This is a genomic window from Thalassospira profundimaris (assembly GCF_003326755.1).
GTDB classification, from domain to species: domain Bacteria; phylum Pseudomonadota; class Alphaproteobacteria; order Rhodospirillales; family Thalassospiraceae; genus Thalassospira; species Thalassospira profundimaris_B.
Window position 1 is genome coordinate 234243 of sequence record NZ_JPWH01000004.1, and the last position, 17691, is coordinate 251933.

Genomic DNA, 17691 nt, shown 5'->3' on the forward strand with positions numbered 1-17691 from the left:
GGGCCGCATTGGGGGCGGCCTGTGTGGAACGCCCGATGGGCAGGGGCTTTATGACTGGGTCATATAACGAACGTCACCATCATTGTCGACGGTGGCAAGCTGCCCGGCCTTGGTATAAACAGTGGCGCAATCGTCATCTTCGCTGCGATCCCACAGGCACAGATATTTGCTTTGCTCGACGGTCCACAGGCGTTTTTTCATGCCGCGATCCCCGTCATCGTCGTTCCAGGTCAGGGAAGCGACACCATTTTCAAAATAGGTGACATTCACATTGGCATCTTCATCGCCATCCCGATAGGAAAAGGTGCGATTATTGATCGCCGATACCAGCGCTGTTCCCGTCAGGGGCTGATAGCCCTGATTGACCAGCACGGTTCCGGCCTCGGTCATGTCGGTGCTGTCAACGTCGATGTCGGTGCTGTTAACGGTGGTGGTTGATCCGCAGGCCGAAAGGGTTATCGCGGCCCCCAGCGAAATGACGCCAATCATACCGGCTTTTTTAATCTGCTTTGCTCGCATTATTCTTTTCCTTGTTCTGTTGTTTGAAACAAGTTCCGGGGCGGTTTGTTTTCAAACGCGCCGTATATGAAAGACTTGCCTGTAAACTTGTCGATTCCGCGACGGTCATGCGTCACTTGCATGGCAATATTATTGAAATTGTCGGTTTTGGTTCTTATCTCGATTGGTTATACAGTGGTCGGAATCGGTCGCATTTCCCACGAATGCGGTATTTCACATCATCAAGACAACGTAAGGACGCACAGATGGCCAATTACTGGGTTATCGGGGGCACCTATCAGGATACCGGTTTTGAAAAGCCGATTGGCGACGAAACCAGAGTAGGCCCGTTCGGAACATTTGAAGACGCCGAAAAAGAATGGTCGAAACTGGCCTGGCAGTCGGTTGACGATGCCAATTCGCGTTATCGTATCGAACGGCTGGACGAATACTGGGTCGTCGGCGGTGAATATGAAGATACCAGCTTTGAAAAGCCGGTTGGCGGTTCGGAAGAACGCCACGGTCCCTTTACCAGCTTCGAGCAGGCCGAAAAAGAATGGTCGAAACTGGCCTGGCAGCATGTTGACGACTGCAATTACCGTTATCGTGTTGTCGAAGGCTGACGGCCGAAACACATGTTTGCGGTTTCGGACACGCATTTTCTGGAAGATGAACATCTTCGCCATCAGGTTGAAGGCCATCCGCGCGCGCAGGAACTTCTGCGCGCGCTTTTATATCCCTATGCTGCACCGGACCATGACTATGTTTTGCGCAACCGCGCCGTAACCCCGCTTTATACGCGCGGCAGGTTCGATCATTATATTGATCGTTTTGTTGGCGGGCGCGTCCCGGTGATTGCGGCGGGGTCTAACCGGTCTCCGCGCCAGTTGGCGCGCAAATTTTCCCGGTTTTCCGGCAATACGGAAATTCCGGTGACAATGGGCTGGATGGAAAATTACGATATTGTTTATTGTGCCCATCTTACCAGTTATGGCGCGGTTCCCGCGACCATTTTGCCATCACCGGGCACGGTGGTGCGGGTGGCGATAAACTGGTTGCTGCCCGATCAGCTTCATCACATGCACGCCACCGAAAGCCTGGGGGATCATTATGATTACCGGCAAATTCCGGCGGCGGGCATTACTCTGGATTGCGGGCTGACGGTGCGCCGGGCCGGGGCTTATATTGCGCGTTATGGTGTCGAGTTTTCGACGGGCGATATTTTTACCCTTGCCGATATCAAGGTTGAAAACCGCCAGTTTCCCGAACGCAATCAATGGCAAATGCTGCAATATGTTGCCCGGCGCGCCGGGCAGGTTGCCCACCCCGATTTTATCTTGCGTCTTATTGATGACGAAACGTTCCGGCGCGCACAGAACGGCAGGCGTACGGCCTGACAATGGTGTGACCGGGGGTATCAAGCCCTGTTAAAACCGGCTGGTTAAAAGCCCCGATCCGGCAGTAATTGCCATACGCGGGTAAATTTGCTTTCTTTATCCTCGACGGCAACATCAACCGGCACGTCATAGGTTTCCAGCTCGTCAATATTGCGCGTCGGGGCATAGGTGCGGCCCGGGTCCGCCAGGATCACCCGCGTGCCCAGCAGCGCTTCCCCCATCAGCCATTGCAACACCGCATCGGCCATGTCCTGCTGATAACAGACATCGCCGGCGAAAATCACGTCCCAGCGTTTTTCCGGCCCGTTTTCACCCACCAGATTATCGGTTACGGTGGCAAAGCTGACATTGTTGCGGGCCGCATTGAGCCGGGTGGCGGTAATGGCAACCGGGTCAATGTCGTTTGCGGTCACGTCGGTGGCCCCCATCATGACCGCGGCAATCGCCTGCATCCCCCCGCCACAGGCAAAATCCAGCACCTTTTTCCCGCGCACCAGATCGGGGTTATCCAGGATATAGCGGGTAATGGCCTGCCCGCCGGGCCAGGCAAAGGCCCAAAAGGGCGGCGGAATATCCAGCACGCCCAAAATATCCTCAGTCGCCTGCCACAGCGGCGTGATGTGCGTTGCCAGATACATTTCAATTTCCGGTGCCAGCGGCACACGTGCCGGAACGGTAAAGGTGGCAATCAGATCGGCAAATTGCGGATCATCCACCCGGGGCACCAGCGCATCGGCAAAGACATTTTCCATTGTGCGCGTTTTCCTGTGTTACCGCGATAAAGCTGCGTCCCCTTACGTGTTTTGCACGGGTCATGCAACAGTCTGATGAAAGGCAAAATACTTTAAAATGCCCCGCTATGGCCGACCACGTTGGCAATGATGATGGCAGCCGTGACCAGCAGGGCAAAATCGCGGTTCGATTTAAACCGTTTCAGGCAATTGGCGGCATCGTTTATATCCACCGTTTTCACCTGCCAGACCAGATGCAGGCAGCTTACGGCCAGAAGTGGAAAATAAACCCAGTGCAGCCCGGCCAGCCCGCCCGCAATCGCCAGCATGGATGTGGTAACGCAATAAAACCCCAGCGCCCATTGTGGCGTGGCATCACCGAGGCGAAGGGCCAGCGATTTAACGCCGATTTTAATGTCGTCATCCTTGTCCTGGTGGGCATAGATGGTGTCATAACCCAGCGTCCAGAAAATGCCGCCAATATACATTGCAACCGCCGCAGGCGCGATGGTGCCGGTGACGGCCGCCCAACCGACAAACGCGCCCCAGTTAAAGGTCAGCCCCAAAAAGGCCTGGGGCCAATAGGTAATCCGCTTCATGAACGGATAGGTAAAAACCAGCGGCAGCGAACAGATGCCAACAATAATGGCCTCGATGCGAAACTGCACCAGCACGGCAAGGCCGATCAGCAATAACAGGCCCAAAAAGGCAAAGGCCTGCCAGATTTTAACCTGGCCCGAGGGAATGGGCCGGGTGGCGGTGCGCTCTACCTTGCCATCATAATTGCGATCGGCCAGGTCATTTACCACACAGCCTGCCCCGCGCATCACAAGGGCACCAATGGCAAACAGCACAAACATCACCCAGTTTGGCGCCCCATCGGATGCCATCGCGCTGGACCACCAACAGGGCAGCAACACAAGCCATGTGCCAATTGGCCGGTCCATGCGCGCCAGCTTTAGATAGGGCCGCACGGGGGCGGGCATGTATCTGTCAACCCAGCCATCGGTCGGCATATCGTTTTTCGTCCGATTTAACGGTTGGTTGACCTGTGCCATAATACCCCTAAACCCTGTAAGATGTTTGCCAGTTTCAAATCTGTTCCGGGAAGGCCCGATGCACCAAGATACACCACGCGCCCGCCAAAGACTGTTTGTTTCCGATGCCATTACCGCCGGTGCGGAAATGGCATTGTCACCCGAACAGTCTCATTACCTTGAACATGTCATGCGCCTCAAGCCCGGAACACCCGTAAAAATATTTAATGGGGCCGATGGCGAATGGCTGGCCACCATTTCCGAACTGCGCAAAAAGAAGGGGGCTGTTACGGTTGAAAGCCGCTTGCGTGACCAACAAAACAGCACCGGCCCGGCTTTGGCCTTTGCGCCGATCAAAAAACAGCGCCTGGATTTCCTGATTGAAAAGTCGGTTGAACTGGGTGTGACGCGCCTGATGCCGATTATTACCGCGCACAGCATTACCGACAAGGTCCGCCTGGACCGGTTGCAGGCCCAGGTGATAGAGGCCGCCGAACAAAGCGAACGCCTTGATGTGCCCGAAATTGATGCGCCGGTAAAACTGTATGACTGGCTGGCAAATTGGCCGGAAAACAGCCATTTGCTGTTTTGTGATGAAACCGGCTCGGGATCACCGATTGGTGAATACCTGACAGAATCCTTGGCAAAACCTGCTGGCTCGGTTATCGACAACAACAATGTTGTTAACCATACACTCGTGATAGGACCCGAAGGCGGCTTTGCACCAGATGAAATAGACCGGATCAGAAAGCAGTCCTTTGCCACGGCTGTCAGCCTTGGCCCGCGCATTTTGCGGGCCGAGACGGCAGCCATTGCCGCATTGGCCGTTTATCAGGACCGGATCGGCGACTGGTCAACCCGCCCCGTCACGAGAGATTAAGGAAGACCCTTATGAGTGTCAGTGCCGCTACCGGGGAAAGCCCGGAAATTGAAAGCCGGGCGCAGCTTGTTGAATGGTTCGAGTCCGGGTGCAAACCCAAACGTGACTGGGCCATTGGAACCGAGCACGAGAAATTTGCCTTCACCCGCGAAGATTTGCGCCCGATCCCCTATGAGGGGGAACGGGGTGTCAAAGCCCTGCTAACCGCGCTTGCCGAGCGGTTTGACTGGGACCCGATCCTTGAAAATGGCAAGGTGATTGCGCTTTCCAAGGATAAATGTTCCGTCTCGCTGGAGCCGGGCGGGCAGATCGAACTTTCCGGTGCGCCGCTTAAAAACATTCACCAGACCTGTGGTGAAGTGCACCAGCATCTGCATGAAATTCGCGAAGTTTGCGCCGGGCTGGATATTGATATGCTGGGTGTCGGGCATAACCCGAAATGGGCGCGCGATGACATCCCCTGGATGCCAAAGGGCCGTTATGACATCATGCGCAACTACATGCCCAAGGTGGGTACACTGGGCCTGGATATGATGCTGCGCACCTCGACCATCCAGGTCAATCTGGATTTCGACTCCGAATCCGACATGGCGCATAAATTCCGTACGTCCCTGGCATTGCAGCCGGTGGCAACCGCCCTGTTTGCCGCATCGCCCTTTGTCGATGGCAAACCCAGTGGCTATCTGTCGTCACGGTCCCATGTCTGGACCGATACCGACCCGGACCGGTGTGGCATGCTGCCCTTTGTGTTCGAGGACAGCTTTGGTTTTGAACGCTATGTCGAATATATGCTCGACGTGCCGATGTATTTTGTCTATCGCGACGGCAAATATATCGATGCGTCTGGCAAATCGTTTCGCGATTTCATGGCGGGCAAGCTGGATGTTTTACCAGGTGAACGCCCAACCATGAATGACTGGTCGGATCATATGACAACGGCCTTCCCCGAAGTGCGCCTGAAAAAGTTTTTGGAAATGCGCGGGGCCGATGGGGGCCCGTGGCGCCGTATCTGTGCCTTGCCCGCCCTGTGGGTTGGTTTGCTGTATGACAGTGCCAGCCTCGATGCCGCCTGGGAACTGGTCAAGGAACTTAGCGTTGCCGAACGCGAAGCACTGCGTAACGATGTGCCGCGCCTTGGGATGCAGACACCGTTTAAAAACGGCACCGTGCAGGATTTGGCAAAGGACGTGCTGGCGATTGCCAAACAGGGCCTTAAAAACCGCGCCAAGCTGGATGGTTATGGCGATGATGAAAGCCATTTTCTGGAAAGCCTGGAAGATGTGGCCGAAAGTGGCCGCACGCTTGCTGATGAATTTCTTGATCTTTACGAAACCCGTTGGGAAGGGTCGGTTGATCCGGTGTTTCGCGAATACGCCTATTGATTTGAAGGCTGCATTAAAATGGTTCAAGGGCGGTGGTAAATCCATCGCCCTTGTTGTATCAGGCTTTACGTCAAATCTGTTTGCCCACCGAAAGAGGATGCCGGGTTATGAAAGCTGTGCCATGTGAAACCATGCAGGAAGTCCGCGACAATGTGGACCGTCTTGACCGGGTTTTGGTTGGCTTGTTGGCTGAACGGCTGGGCTATATCGAACAGGCGGCGCGCATCAAACAGTCCCGCGATGCGGTGCGTGATGAAGACCGCATCGAAGATGTGATTGCCAAGGTCAAAGCCCAGTGCAAAATTGACGGACTGGATGAAAACATCGCTGAACGGCTGTGGCGCTTCATGATGGAAGACTATATCGCCCATGAATTCGTTAAATGGGATGAAATCCGAAAAGACGGCTAAATTACGGATCGGAAACAACAAAATCCTGTCTGGCGCTGGCGGTTGAAAAACCCGGCACTATATCTGGCGCAATGCCGGGTTCCCGCCCCGGTCAGTATGTTCTGACACGGAGGATTTTATTGTGACCAGTCAAACCAGCACCCGTACTGAAAAGGATACGATGGGCGAAATCCAGGTGCCGTCGGATCGGTATTGGGGCGCACAAACCCAGCGTTCAAGTGAGAATTTCCGCATTGGCGGCGAAAAAATGCCCGAAGCCCTGATTCGCGCCTTTGGCCTGCAAAAGCTGGCGGCAGCACGGGCCAACCGGGCCTTGGGCAATCTCGAACCGAAAATTGCCGATGTTATTCAGGCCGCTGCCCGCGAGGTGGCCGATGGCAAATTGTCGGATCATTTTCCACTGGTGGTGTGGCAAACCGGTAGTGGCACGCAAACCAACATGAATGCCAACGAGGTGATTGCCAATCGCGCCTGTGAATATTTGGGGGCGCCGCTGGGGCAGCGTGAACCGGTCCATCCCAATGATCATGTCAATCGGGGGCAATCCTCGAATGACAGTTTCCCGACCGCCATGCACATTGCCGCCGTGATCGAGATCGAGGAACGCCTCAAACCTGCCCTGCGTCATTTGCGCGAAACGCTGGAGGCCAAAAGCAGGGCCTTTGGGAAGATCGTCAAAATTGGCCGCACCCATATGCAGGATGCCGTGCCGGTAACATTGGGCCAGGAATTTTCCGGTTATGCGGCCCAAATCGAACTGGGCCTGGACCGCATTGAGGATGCCCTGAAACGTCTGACCAAACTGGCCCAGGGCGGCACGGCACTGGGGACCGGCCTGAATGCACCGGACGGTTTTGATGAACAGTTCGCCCGGGAAATCAGCAGTCTGACCGGTCTGAAGTTCGAGACGGCAGCCAACAAGTTCGAGGCCCTGGCCGCCCATGATGCCTGTGTTGAAATGTCGGGTGTGATGAATGTGCTGGCCGCATCCCTGATGAAAATTGGCAATGATATTCGCCTGCTGGGCTCTGGTCCGCGTTGCGGGCTGGGTGAATTGATTTTGCCTGCCAACGAACCGGGATCCTCGATTATGCCGGGCAAGGTTAACCCTACCCAGGCCGAAGCCCTGACAATGGTTTGTGCCCAGGTGATGGGCAATCATGTTACCGTTTCGGTGGCGGGATCCAACGGGCATTTGGACCTGAATGTGTTCAAGCCGGTGATTATTTATAACCTGTTGCAATCCATTCGCCTGCTTGCCGATGCGTCGGTCAGCTTTGCCGATCATTGCATTGCCGGGATCGAGGCGGACGAAGAAAAAATCAATAGCTATGTCGAACAAAGCCTGATGCTGGTCACAGCTCTGGCGCCGCATATTGGCTATGACAACGCCGCCGCCGTTGCCAAAAAGGCGCATAAGGACCGGTCCAGCCTGAAGGAAGCCGCCATCGCGCTCGGGCATCTCGATGCCGAAAAATTTGATGAATTGGTGCGCGCCGAGGATATGATCTGACAGGCGGTATCCGGGCCGTGATGCGATAACGATTTTAGCTTTTATTTGGCCGGGTTGTGAATGCCCGGCCATTTTTATTGCGGAAATGCCGCCTTAAGCATGGTGGGCACAATGACCCGGTGAAACGGCATGATGGTTGCCAGATAGGCCCGGCCAAACATGTTGTGGCGCTTTGTCAGCGTTGTGGCTCGGATCAGGGTTTGGTCGGGGCTGTCATGTTCAACTTCCACCAACAGCCTGAAATCAAGGTGCTTGTCATCCAGGCCCAGCGTGATCGAGGATTCAGATCGCGCCATGATGGGAAAAATACCGATAATGTTCGGATCCGTGCTGTCTCTTGCGCCAGATTTCAAACCAAACGGACGGACGACCAGATCGCGAAACCGCATTAAATGAACCACCCAGTCTGGCCGGGATGCCATAATTTTATGCGCCGCCATTTCGGGCGTGATGGCGTTGTTTGATGTGCGAATGGCAAAGGCATCGGCCCAGTCGGCATTTGGCATGGCAACATGAGGCAGAAAGACCGGAACGAAAGAAGGTTGGGCCATGTGGCATTCCTTTTCGGACAAGGCGATACGGTCAGACGGAACTGTCGCATCAAATGCGGGCAACCATAGCGATAAAATGCTGATTTGTCTGGTCTTTATGCGGTTGTTTGCCGCTTTTTGGGTTGTGGCCTCGGGCGGGGATATTGCAGGTGTAAAAAATGCACGTCCCGGCCTTTCAGATGGGCATGTAAAAAATCGCTGCAAAAGTGCGCTGATTAAAATTTCGGCGGGACAAATTGATATAGGATATTGCCGGGCAACCATCGATTGGGCATATCATGTCCCATGACAGCAGGAATTTCAGCATACTGGCCGTTCTCTGCCTCAGTGCCCCTGGCATTGCGCGCAGGGGGGCGGCGCACCCGCGATGGTGTTCAATGCTCCCCGCAACATGGTCTGCGGGTGTGGGGGCTGATTTTTGTTGTCTTGCTGGCCTCTCTGACACAGGCGGGTGTCCCGCTTGCCCTGCATGGGGCAGGTGGCAGCGGGCCGGGTTCGTTAACGGCTGCCTCGGATGTTATTTATATCTGTACTGGCAGCGGTATACAGCCTGTTCGTCTGGACGCGTCGGGGAACGCCAGTCGTCGGGGTGGTGTGTCTTCGCTGGCGAGCGAGGGCCAAAACACCCCGGTAAACGGCAAATCGGCGCCCTCTCATGCCTTTTGTGCACATTGTGCCTTTTGTCATGCCTTGCCGGTTTTAACCGCCGAATTTTTGCTGTCCCATCCGGTGGCACAAACCCGGATTATTCGTCTGGTTGCGGGTAAGGGGGCGCGCCATGTGAGGGCAATTTATGGTTTCGCCGCAAGGGGGCCACCTGTCGTTCCTGCCTGAACAGCCCGGGAATTATTCACATTCAGACAGGTAGAGCATCATGCGTAAATCATTCTTTGCCGGAGCCGCGATTGTGGCTGCTTTGCTGGCATCTTTTCCGGCCTTTGCCGGTGATATTTCCATCTCCAACGCCTGGAGCAAGGAATCCATTGGCCGGGTTCCCAACGGGGCCGTGTTTTTCACTATTGAAAATGCCGGTGCCGAGGACCGTATTATCGGGGCAACATCCAGCCTTGCCGATAAAACCGAACTGCATACCCACATTATGGATGGCAATGTGATGAAGATGCGCCAGGTTGACGGCGGGGTGGAGGTGCCAGCCCACGGTGCGGTGGCCTTCAAACCGGGTAGCTATCATGTCATGCTGATCGGGCTGCATGATCCGCTTAAGGCGGGGCAGCATATTGCCCTGACCCTGCAATTTGAAAAGGCGGGGGATGTGCCGGTGGATGCCGAAGTGCTGACCCTGGATGAGGCCTCTAAAATGGCCTCTCATGGTGCCATGAAAATGGACATGAAACAGGGTATGAAACCGGACATGAAAGGCGCGATGGATCATTCTGGCGGCATGGGTAAAATGAAAAACTGACGGCTGTGACGAGCGGCAGTTGATTGAGGATGAAAGGGGAGGCGGATTGAACTGCCTCCCTTTTGTCGTCATGATCGATTTTTTATCTGATCAGGACGATGCCCCGATGCCCACAATTGACGAACTGATTGCCCGGCTGAACCTTTTGCCGCATCCCGAAGGCGGTTATTATGCCGAAACCTATCGCTCGGATGAAACCACCAATCCCGGCGGGCGCTATCCTGATGGTCGCGCGACCGGTACGGCGATATATTATCTTTTAACCCCCGATACCTTTTCGGGGATGCACATTCTGACCTCCGACGAGATTTTTCATTTCTATCTGGGCGATGCGGTGGAGCAACTCCAGCTTTTTGCCGATGGCCGCCACAACCTTGTGGAAATCGGCACCGACATTTCCGCCGGGCAGCGCCCGCAAAGGGTGGTGCCCAAAAATGTCTGGCAGGGGGCGCGGTTAAAACCGGGTGGCACATTTGCCCTGCTGGGCTGTACCGTCGCGCCGGGTTTTGATTTTGCCGATTTTGCGATGGGCAAACGCGCCGACCTTGTGGCCCGCTGGCCTGCGGCAACCGATATGATAACGGCCTTGACCCGGGATTGATTTTAAGGCGCAATTATCGGAATAAATTTGCGACGGATCGGGGAAAATAATGTCGTTTGATACATGGCTGGTTTTTATGGGTGCCGCCTTTGCGCTGTCCATTGCACCAGGGCCCAACAACCTGATGGCAATGTTTAATGGCGCACGGTATGGCGTCGGGGCCTCTGCCTTTGGCGGCATTGGCCGTTTGCTTGCATTTGCCCTGATGATTGCGATTACAGCAACCGGACTGGGGGTGGTGCTGGCAACCAGCGAACTTGCCTTTGTCGTCATCAAATGGGCCGGGGCGGCCTATCTGGTTTATCTGGGCATCAAAACCTGGCGCAGTACTGTTGCATCGGCAAATACGGACGATGTGGACCCCGCGGAAGACGCGGTTTTGGGGCGGCGTCCGCGCGCCATTGACCTGGCCCGGCGGGAGTTCCTAACCGCAATGGGGAATCCCAAGGCGATCCTTATTTTCACGGCATTTTTCCCGCAATTTTTGACGGCACAGCATTCTTATGGTTTGCAATTTGCCATTATGGGCGTGACGTTTTTGGCAATGGAGGCCTGCGTCTTAATGGCCTATGGCCTTGTGGGCGGGCAGGTAAAGGGCTTTGTGCGTTCTGCCCGGCATTTGCGTATTTTAAACCGTGTGAGCGGCGGTGTGCTGATGGGGGCGGGGGCGATGCTTGCCGCTGCGCGCCGTTAGTCGGGGGGCTTTGCAAACGGCTGATACCGGAACACAACATTGCCGGTGATGTAAAGTAGAGAAAACGGGCTGTCGGTTTTGGCAGCCCGTTTGTCTTGCGGGTTTAAGTGCTGCTGCCAAAGAGGCTTATCAGGCAAGTGACGAATACCACCACGGTTAGAATGGCCAAAATATAGGCCCAATACCGTACTTTGATGAAAAAGATGCTGTCGCCGCGCTTGAGCAACACCATTTCCCCGGTCTTTTCATCGCGCAATTCACGGCCCTTGTCGGACCGTTCCAGCCAGCGCACGGTTTGAAACGCGGCCAGAGTCGCACCCAGGGCGACAATCGCGGGGAATATTTGTTGGGGAACAAATTGTTCCAGCAATGCGCAGGCAAACATGGCGATCATTGCGCCAACCAACGCGCCCAAGGGCAGTAAAATGCCCCATCCTCTCCAGATAATAAACATGTAATCCTCTGTGTTTGCTGTTTTTATTCTTAAGCTCGATGCAGGGGATTTATGGCGCAGGATGATGTGTTGCGAAACAAAAAATTTCGTTTCGCAGCGCATATGTCATGGCTTTGAAAATATTCTGCGGGCATTTGCAAAATAAATAACGGGACGCAAAATGTTTTGCGTCCCGTTATTCCGTTCAATTCGGAATATGGTTTAACCACCGATATTGTATGAAATCAGGAAATTTCCTCGACCCGGTGGCAGGCGACTTCGCGGCCGTCAAATACGCGCAGTTCCGGGCGCACCTGGGCGCAATGCTCGGTCGCAAACGGGCAGCGTTTATGAAAGGCACAGCCCGACGGCGGATTGATCGGCGAGGGGAGTTCGCCGGTCAGCGGTTCGGATTTTACCCGCTGGGTCGGGTCAATTTTTGGCGCCGATGCCAGAAGTGCGCGGGTATAGGGATGGAGCGGACGGTTGAACAAATCCTCCGTCGGGCCTTTTTCCGCCACCCGGCCCAGATACATCACCATCACGTCATCGGCAATGTGCCGCACCACTGACAGGTCATGCGAAATGAACACATAGGCGACATTCATTTCGTCCTGAAGGTCCATCATCAGGTTCAAAACCTGGGCCTGAACCGAAACGTCCAGCGCGGAAACCGGTTCGTCGGCGACAATGACTTTTGGCTCCAGAATCAGCGCACGCGCAATGGCGATACGCTGGCGCTGCCCGCCCGAAAACATGTGCGGATACCGCCCGTAAAATTCCGGGCGCAGGCCGACCTTGGCCATTGTGTCGCGCACACGTTCCTGGCGTTCCTTGCGGCCCAGCCTGTCCATGTTCAGCAAAACCGGCTCTTCCAGAATTTGCCCGACCTTCTTGCGCGGGTTAAGCGACCCGTAAGGGTTCTGGAAAATCATTTGCACGGTACGGCGAAACAGCTTGGCATCCTTTTCCGAAAGATTGCCAACCGCCGCGCCATTGATTTTAAGCGCGCCTGATGACGGCTTTTCAATCAGGGTTAACTGGCGGCCCAGGGTGGATTTGCCACAGCCCGATTCTCCGACCACCGCCAGGGTTTTGCGGGCTTCAAGCGAAAAGGAAACCCCGTCCAGTGCCTTGACCGTGGCGGTCTGTTTGCCCAAACCGCCACCGACCGAATAATGCCGCGCCAGATTGTCGCCTTCCATCAGGGCAACACCGGGTTTTGACTCAAGAAAGCTCATTATGCGGTCCTCCCGGTTGGCTGGCCGTTATCATCAAGCGGATAGAAGCACCGCACATCGCGCCCGTAATAGTCTTCCACCAGCGGCTGTTGGGCCACACATTTGTCGGTGGCATAGCGGCACCGCGGTGCCAGCAGGCAGCCATCCGGCCGGTCGTGGGCGCCTGGCACCACGCCAGGGATGGTACGCAGGCGATCATGGCCTTCGGACCGTTCCGGCAGGGCCTCCAGCAGTGCCTGGGTATAGGGGTGGCGCGGTGCGGCAAACAGGCCGTCCGCCGGGCCACTTTCAAACAATTGCCCCGCATACATTACCTGAATGCGGTCCGCTGCCTCCGACACCAGCGCCAGGTCATGGGTGATCAGGATCAGGGCCATGTCACTGTCGGCCTGCAATTTCAACAGCAGATCAATGATCTGGGCCTGAATGGTGACGTCAAGGGCGGTGGTCGGTTCATCGGCCACCAGCAGGCGCGGGTTACATGCAATCGCCATTGCAATCACGATACGCTGGCTCATCCCGCCCGAAAGCTGGTGCGGATAGGCCGTCATGCGTGATTTCGGGTCGGGAATACCGACCTGGTTGAGCAGGTCAAGGGTGCGTTCCCGGCGCTGGCGTTTATTACCGCCTTCATGCACCTTCAGGGCTTCCATGATTTGGGCTTCAACCGTGTAACACGGGTTAAGGGCCGACATCGGGTCCTGAAAAATCATGGCAATGTCTTTGCCGGTGATTTTGCGGCGCTGGCGGGCGGGCATGCGCAACAAATCCTGCCCGTCAAAGGTCAGGCTGTCGGCGGTGACGCGACCGGGATAGTCAATCAGCCCCATCAGGGCGAGCGAGCTTACCGACTTGCCAGAGCCCGATTCACCCACGATGCCCAGAACTTCTCCGCGATCGACCGAATAACTGACAGAATCAACCGCACGGAAGGGATTGTTTTCCGAGCCAAATTCCACCGTCAGGTTTTTTACTTCTAATAATGCCATGACGATTTACCGCTTCATCTTGGGATCAAGGGCATCACGCAGACCATCGCCCATCAGGTTGAAGGCCAGCACGGTGATCAGGATACACAGGCCGGGGAAGGTGACGATCCACCAGGCCGACCCCACGAATTCGCGGGCATTTGCCAGCATCGATCCCCATTCCGGTGTCGGGGCCTGGGCCCCAAGGCCGAGAAAGCCAAGGGCGGCCGCATCCAGAATGGCGTTGGAAATACCCAATGTGCCCTGCACGATCAGCGGGGCGGCACAATTGGGCAGGATGTTGACAAACATCTGGCGCAAGGCCCCTGCACCGGCAATTTGGGATGCGGTGACATATTCCTTGTTCAGCTCCGAAATCACCGAGGCACGGGTGAGGCGCACATAATGTGGTAACTGCACAATCGCAATGGCCAGCATCGCATTGATCAGACTGGGGCCAAGGATGGTCACAATTGCCAGTGCCAGCACCAGGCTGGGAATGGACAGCATGATGTCCATCACCCGCATGATGCCAATTTCAACCCAGCCCCGGAAATACCCGGCCGACAAACCCAGGGTCACGCCAAAGACAACGGAAATGATGACCACGAACAGGCCGATAAAAACCGAAAGCTGTGCGCCATAAATCAGGCGCGACACCATGTCACGGCCAACGGCATCCGTACCCAGCAGATATTCCATTTTGCCGCCTTCCTGCCAGGCTGGCGGCATTTGAATGGCGGACCGGTCCTGAATGATCGGATCATGCGGGGCGACAACCTGGGCAAAGACAGCCAGGAAAACGACGATTGCCACGATGATCAGGCCCGCAAGCGCGCCCCGGTTTTGCCGAAAATAATGCCAGAATTCGGCCAGCGGCGAGGGCGGCTTTGCCACGATGCTGGCTTCAAGCTCCTGAAGGGCGGCATCGTCCTGATCGGTTGATGTGGCGGGATTTGGTGATGTGTTCATAACTTTGCCATCCCTTAGCGCGTGTGACGAATGCGGGGATTGATCACGCTATAGGTCAGATCCACCATAAGATTGACCATCATGATCATCATCGCGATCAGAAGAATCCCGCCCTGAATGGTCGGATAGTCGCGACGGCTGACCGCTTCGACGATCCATTTGCCGATACCGGGCCAGGAAAAGATCGTTTCGGTCAAAATGGCACCCGCGACCAGCACGCTGACCTGAAGGCCAATGACGGTGACAACCGGGATCAGGGCATTGCGCAGGGCATGAACGATCACAACCTTGGCGGGGCTTAACCCCTTGGCCCGGGCCACACGAATATATTCCTCGCGCAGAACTTCCAGCATCGAGGAACGGGTCATGCGGGCAATCACGGCCATCGGAATGGTGCCCAGCGCAATGGCAGGCAGAATAAGATGCTCCACCGCATCCAGGAAGGCACCTTTCTGGTCGCTTAGAAGTGTGTCGATCAGCATGAAACCGGTGGTCGGTTCGATGAAATACAGAACCGACAGGCGACCGGAAACCGGCGTCCATCCCAGAAAGACCGAAAAGAACATGATCAGCATCGTTGCCCACCAGAAAATGGGCATCGAATATCCGGCAAGCGAAACGGTCATGGTGGTGTAGTCAAAAATGCCGCCCCGGCGGACAGCGGCGATAACACCCAGCGGCAGGCCAACGACAAGCGCAAACAGGATCGCGACAACACCCAGTTCAACCGTTGCCGGGAACAGGGTCAGGAATTCTTCAAGGACGGGTTTTTTCGTCACAAAGGACTTGCCAAGATCGCCCTGGAATACCCCCAGAAGATAATGGAAATATTGCATGATCAGGGGCTGATCAAAGCCGTATTGCGCCTTTAGCTGCGCATAACGCGCCGCATCAACACCGCGCTCACCGGCCATCATCAGGATGGGGTCGCCGGGAATGAGGCGGATCAGGAAGAAGACCAGCAGCGTGACGCCGAAAAATGTCGGGATGATGTCACCCAGTCTGCGGAAAAAGAATCCTAGCATGCCTTGGGGCCTTTTTGCTCATTCAGGCACGCAAAGATTGTGCGCCCTTGAACGTTCTCTCTCTTGTATTGTCCGGGAATGCGAAGAGGCCCGGAGCAAACCGGGCCTCTCGACATGATGATGGTGCGATTATTCCTTGATATCGACACCGTAGAAGATGTGACCACCAAACGGGTCAATCTTGTAGTTTTCGACTTCAGCGCGAACCGGCTCGAACACGATCGAGTGTGCGATGGTTGCCCACGGGTCCTGTTCTTTGAACACAACCTGTGCCTGTTCATACAGACGGGTGCGTTCCAGAACGTCAGACGTGGTCTTGGCCTGCTGAATCAGATCGTCGAAGTCCTTGTTGCACCAGCGTGAACGGTTGGACGACCCAACAGCATCACAACCCAGCAGAACGGCCAGGAAGTTGTCGGGGTCGCCATTGTCACCGGTCCAGCCCATCAGGAACGTACCCTGTTCGCCCTTTTTGGTGCGTTCCAGATATTCGCCCCATTCATAGGAAACGATTTTGGCCTTAACGCCGATCTTGGCCCAGTCCGCCTGGATCATTTCGGCCATGCGGCGTGCATTCGGGTTATAGGGGCGCTGTACCGGCATCGCCCAGATGTCGGTTTCAAAGCCGTTCGGGAAACCGGCATCGGCCAGCATCTTTTTGGCGGCTTCCGGGTCATAGGGATCATCAACAACGTCGTTGTTATAAGACCAGATCGTCGGCGGAATCGGGTTTTTCGCCTTGGTACCGGCACCCTGATAGATGGCTTCGATGATGGCATCCTTGTTGATTGCCATCGTCAGCGCCTTGCGGACTTCGGTTTTGTCCAGCGGTGCTTTTTCGGTGTTGTAGCCCAGATAGCCAATGTTCAGGCCTTCCTGGCTCATCAGGTTGATGGACGGATCGGCATCCATCGCCTTGAGGTCGGCCGGGTTCGGATAGGGCACGACCTGGCATTCGCCCGCCTTGAGCTTCTGGAAGCGCACGGTGGCGTCCGGCGTGATGGCAAAAATCAGATTGTCAATCGGTGCCTTGCCTTCCCAGTAGTCCGGGTTGGCTTTGTAACGGATCACGGCGTCTTTCTGATACTGAACAAACTGGAACGGGCCGGTGCCGACGGGCTGCAGGTCAACCTGTTCCGGGGTGCCGGCTTCCATCATTTTATCGGCATATTCGGCCGACAGGATGGAGGCAAAGTCCATTGCCATATTGGCAATAAACGGTGCTTCCGGGCGGTTCAGAACGAATTTCACGGTGTAATCGTCAACCTTGACGATGTCCTTGATCAGTTCGGGCATCGACATGGCGTTGAAATATTCGTAAGAGCCGCCGCTGACGCCATGATAGGGGTTGTCTTTGTCCCACATGCGGTCAAAGGAATACATCACGTCATCTGCGTTGAAATCGCGGGTCGGCGTGAAGAAGCTGGTGGTCTGAAACTTCACACCTTTGCGCAGATGGAAGGTGTATTCCATGCCGTCAGCCGAAACATCCCAGTTGGTGGCCAGGCCCGGAACAATGGTGGTTGTGCCGCGCTTGAACTGGACCAGACGGTTAAAGATGTTCTTTGACGTCGCATCAAAGGTGGTACCCGTGGTGTAAAGCTGCGGGTTGAAGCCTTCCGGGCTTGCTTCCGAGCAATAAACCAGGGTTTTTGCCGAAGCGGCGCTCGGTGCGGCCCAGGCCGTCGTCGCAACAAGGGCCGCGCCCAAAGTCGCTTTGACCAAAGTCGATTTCATGTATATGCCTCCCTCAAGGCTGGTCCGAACCTGTCATCATCACCACGCAGTCTCACCCGCTGCCGGGATGGGGAACATGTCCGGGCTGGTTAACCCGATCCAACACGAATGCTGGTTATCGTCGTGCGAAAATAATCAGGGTTTTTGCGTACCGTCAACGGTTGCTGAGGGATTTTGCGTATATAAAAAAGCAAGCGG

The 17691-nt window shown here is 55.5% G+C and carries 20 protein-coding genes; 10 read left to right on the plus strand and 10 right to left on the minus strand.

Annotated features, from left to right (window positions below):
* Positions 1 to 48: 48 nt before the first annotated feature.
* Positions 49 to 519 carry a hypothetical protein gene (locus TH25_RS07175; RefSeq protein WP_114087735.1) on the minus strand — a complete coding sequence of 157 codons (471 nt, stop codon included), beginning with the start codon at positions 517 to 519 and terminating at the stop codon, positions 49 to 51.
* A 245-nt stretch (positions 520 to 764) separates the two neighbouring features.
* Between TH25_RS07175 and TH25_RS07180 the strand changes: the two genes are divergently transcribed.
* Both TH25_RS07180 and TH25_RS07185 read left to right on the plus strand, forming a co-directional pair.
* Positions 765 to 1121, plus strand: a complete 357-nt coding sequence (locus TH25_RS07180) for a DUF4170 domain-containing protein (protein ID WP_114087736.1) — start codon at positions 765 to 767, stop codon at positions 1119 to 1121.
* 12 nt (positions 1122 to 1133) lie between these two features.
* Positions 1134 to 1895, plus strand: coding sequence for a hypothetical protein (locus tag TH25_RS07185; RefSeq protein WP_114087737.1), 762 nt, complete (start codon positions 1134 to 1136; stop codon positions 1893 to 1895).
* Between the two features lie 44 nt (positions 1896 to 1939).
* On the opposite strand, the gene TH25_RS07190 is transcribed toward TH25_RS07185, so the two are convergent.
* Positions 1940 to 2647: a class I SAM-dependent methyltransferase gene (locus TH25_RS07190; RefSeq protein ID WP_114087738.1), complete on the minus strand. Its 708-nt coding sequence runs from the start codon at positions 2645 to 2647 to the stop codon at positions 1940 to 1942.
* Positions 2648 to 2739: 92 nt separating this feature from the next.
* A complete protein-coding gene (gene ubiA / locus TH25_RS07195) occupies positions 2740 to 3684 on the minus strand; it encodes a 4-hydroxybenzoate octaprenyltransferase (protein ID WP_114087739.1) in 945 nt (314 codons plus the stop codon).
* A gap of 58 nt (positions 3685 to 3742) precedes the next feature.
* Here ubiA and TH25_RS07200 point away from each other — a divergent pair, with 58 nt between their 5' ends.
* From TH25_RS07200 to fumC, 4 genes are all read left to right on the plus strand, one after another.
* Positions 3743 to 4543 (plus strand): 16S rRNA (uracil(1498)-N(3))-methyltransferase, encoded by an 801-nt coding sequence (locus TH25_RS07200; RefSeq protein WP_073953464.1) that lies wholly within the window; start codon positions 3743 to 3745, stop codon positions 4541 to 4543.
* A gap of 11 nt (positions 4544 to 4554) precedes the next feature.
* Positions 4555 to 5925 (plus strand): glutamate--cysteine ligase, encoded by a 1371-nt coding sequence (locus TH25_RS07205; protein ID WP_114087740.1) that lies wholly within the window; start codon positions 4555 to 4557, stop codon positions 5923 to 5925.
* A 107-nt stretch (positions 5926 to 6032) separates the two neighbouring features.
* Positions 6033 to 6335, plus strand: coding sequence for a chorismate mutase (locus TH25_RS07210; protein WP_114087741.1), 303 nt, complete (start codon positions 6033 to 6035; stop codon positions 6333 to 6335).
* A 121-nt stretch (positions 6336 to 6456) separates the two neighbouring features.
* Entirely contained in the window at positions 6457 to 7848 is a 1392-nt protein-coding gene (gene fumC / locus TH25_RS07215; RefSeq protein WP_114087742.1) for a class II fumarate hydratase, read from the plus strand.
* Between the two features lie 74 nt (positions 7849 to 7922).
* Here fumC and TH25_RS24875 read toward each other — a convergent pair whose 3' ends face one another.
* Positions 7923 to 8399 carry a DUF2867 domain-containing protein gene (locus tag TH25_RS24875; RefSeq protein ID WP_181847450.1) on the minus strand — a complete coding sequence of 159 codons (477 nt, stop codon included), beginning with the start codon at positions 8397 to 8399 and terminating at the stop codon, positions 7923 to 7925.
* A gap of 285 nt (positions 8400 to 8684) precedes the next feature.
* Here TH25_RS24875 and TH25_RS07225 point away from each other — a divergent pair, with 285 nt between their 5' ends.
* The 4 genes from TH25_RS07225 to TH25_RS07240 all read left to right on the plus strand — a co-directional run bounded on the left by TH25_RS07225 (position 8685) and on the right by TH25_RS07240 (position 11117).
* The gene (locus TH25_RS07225; RefSeq protein ID WP_114087744.1) at positions 8685 to 9233 is read left to right on the plus strand and encodes a DUF2946 family protein; all 549 of its coding nucleotides are present in this window, start codon (positions 8685 to 8687) and stop codon (positions 9231 to 9233) included.
* A 40-nt stretch (positions 9234 to 9273) separates the two neighbouring features.
* On the plus strand, positions 9274 to 9822 hold the full coding sequence (locus TH25_RS07230) for a copper chaperone PCu(A)C (RefSeq protein ID WP_114087745.1): 549 nt from the start codon (positions 9274 to 9276) through the stop codon (positions 9820 to 9822).
* A gap of 106 nt (positions 9823 to 9928) precedes the next feature.
* A complete protein-coding gene (locus tag TH25_RS07235) occupies positions 9929 to 10423 on the plus strand; it encodes a cupin domain-containing protein (protein ID WP_114087783.1) in 495 nt (164 codons plus the stop codon).
* Positions 10424 to 10472: 49 nt separating this feature from the next.
* A complete protein-coding gene (locus tag TH25_RS07240) occupies positions 10473 to 11117 on the plus strand; it encodes a LysE family translocator (RefSeq protein WP_114087746.1) in 645 nt (214 codons plus the stop codon).
* Between the two features lie 103 nt (positions 11118 to 11220).
* On the opposite strand, the gene TH25_RS07245 is transcribed toward TH25_RS07240, so the two are convergent.
* From TH25_RS07245 to TH25_RS07270, 6 genes are all read right to left on the minus strand, one after another.
* The gene (locus tag TH25_RS07245) at positions 11221 to 11571 is read right to left on the minus strand and encodes a hypothetical protein (protein ID WP_114087747.1); all 351 of its coding nucleotides are present in this window, start codon (positions 11569 to 11571) and stop codon (positions 11221 to 11223) included.
* A 224-nt stretch (positions 11572 to 11795) separates the two neighbouring features.
* A complete protein-coding gene (locus tag TH25_RS07250) occupies positions 11796 to 12791 on the minus strand; it encodes a peptide ABC transporter ATP-binding protein (RefSeq protein ID WP_114087748.1) in 996 nt (331 codons plus the stop codon).
* Positions 12791 to 13780 (minus strand): dipeptide ABC transporter ATP-binding protein, encoded by a 990-nt coding sequence (gene dppD / locus TH25_RS07255; RefSeq protein WP_114087749.1) that lies wholly within the window; start codon positions 13778 to 13780, stop codon positions 12791 to 12793. Before dppD ends, TH25_RS07250 begins: the two co-directional genes overlap by 1 nt.
* Positions 13781 to 13786: 6 nt before the next feature.
* Complete coding sequence (locus TH25_RS07260) at positions 13787 to 14731, minus strand: ABC transporter permease subunit (protein ID WP_114087750.1); 945 nt, start codon at positions 14729 to 14731, stop codon at positions 13787 to 13789.
* A 14-nt stretch (positions 14732 to 14745) separates the two neighbouring features.
* Entirely contained in the window at positions 14746 to 15756 is a 1011-nt protein-coding gene (locus TH25_RS07265) for an ABC transporter permease subunit (protein WP_114087751.1), read from the minus strand.
* A gap of 129 nt (positions 15757 to 15885) precedes the next feature.
* Positions 15886 to 17493: an ABC transporter substrate-binding protein gene (locus TH25_RS07270; protein ID WP_114087752.1), complete on the minus strand. Its 1608-nt coding sequence runs from the start codon at positions 17491 to 17493 to the stop codon at positions 15886 to 15888.
* Positions 17494 to 17691: the final 198 nt, after the last annotated feature.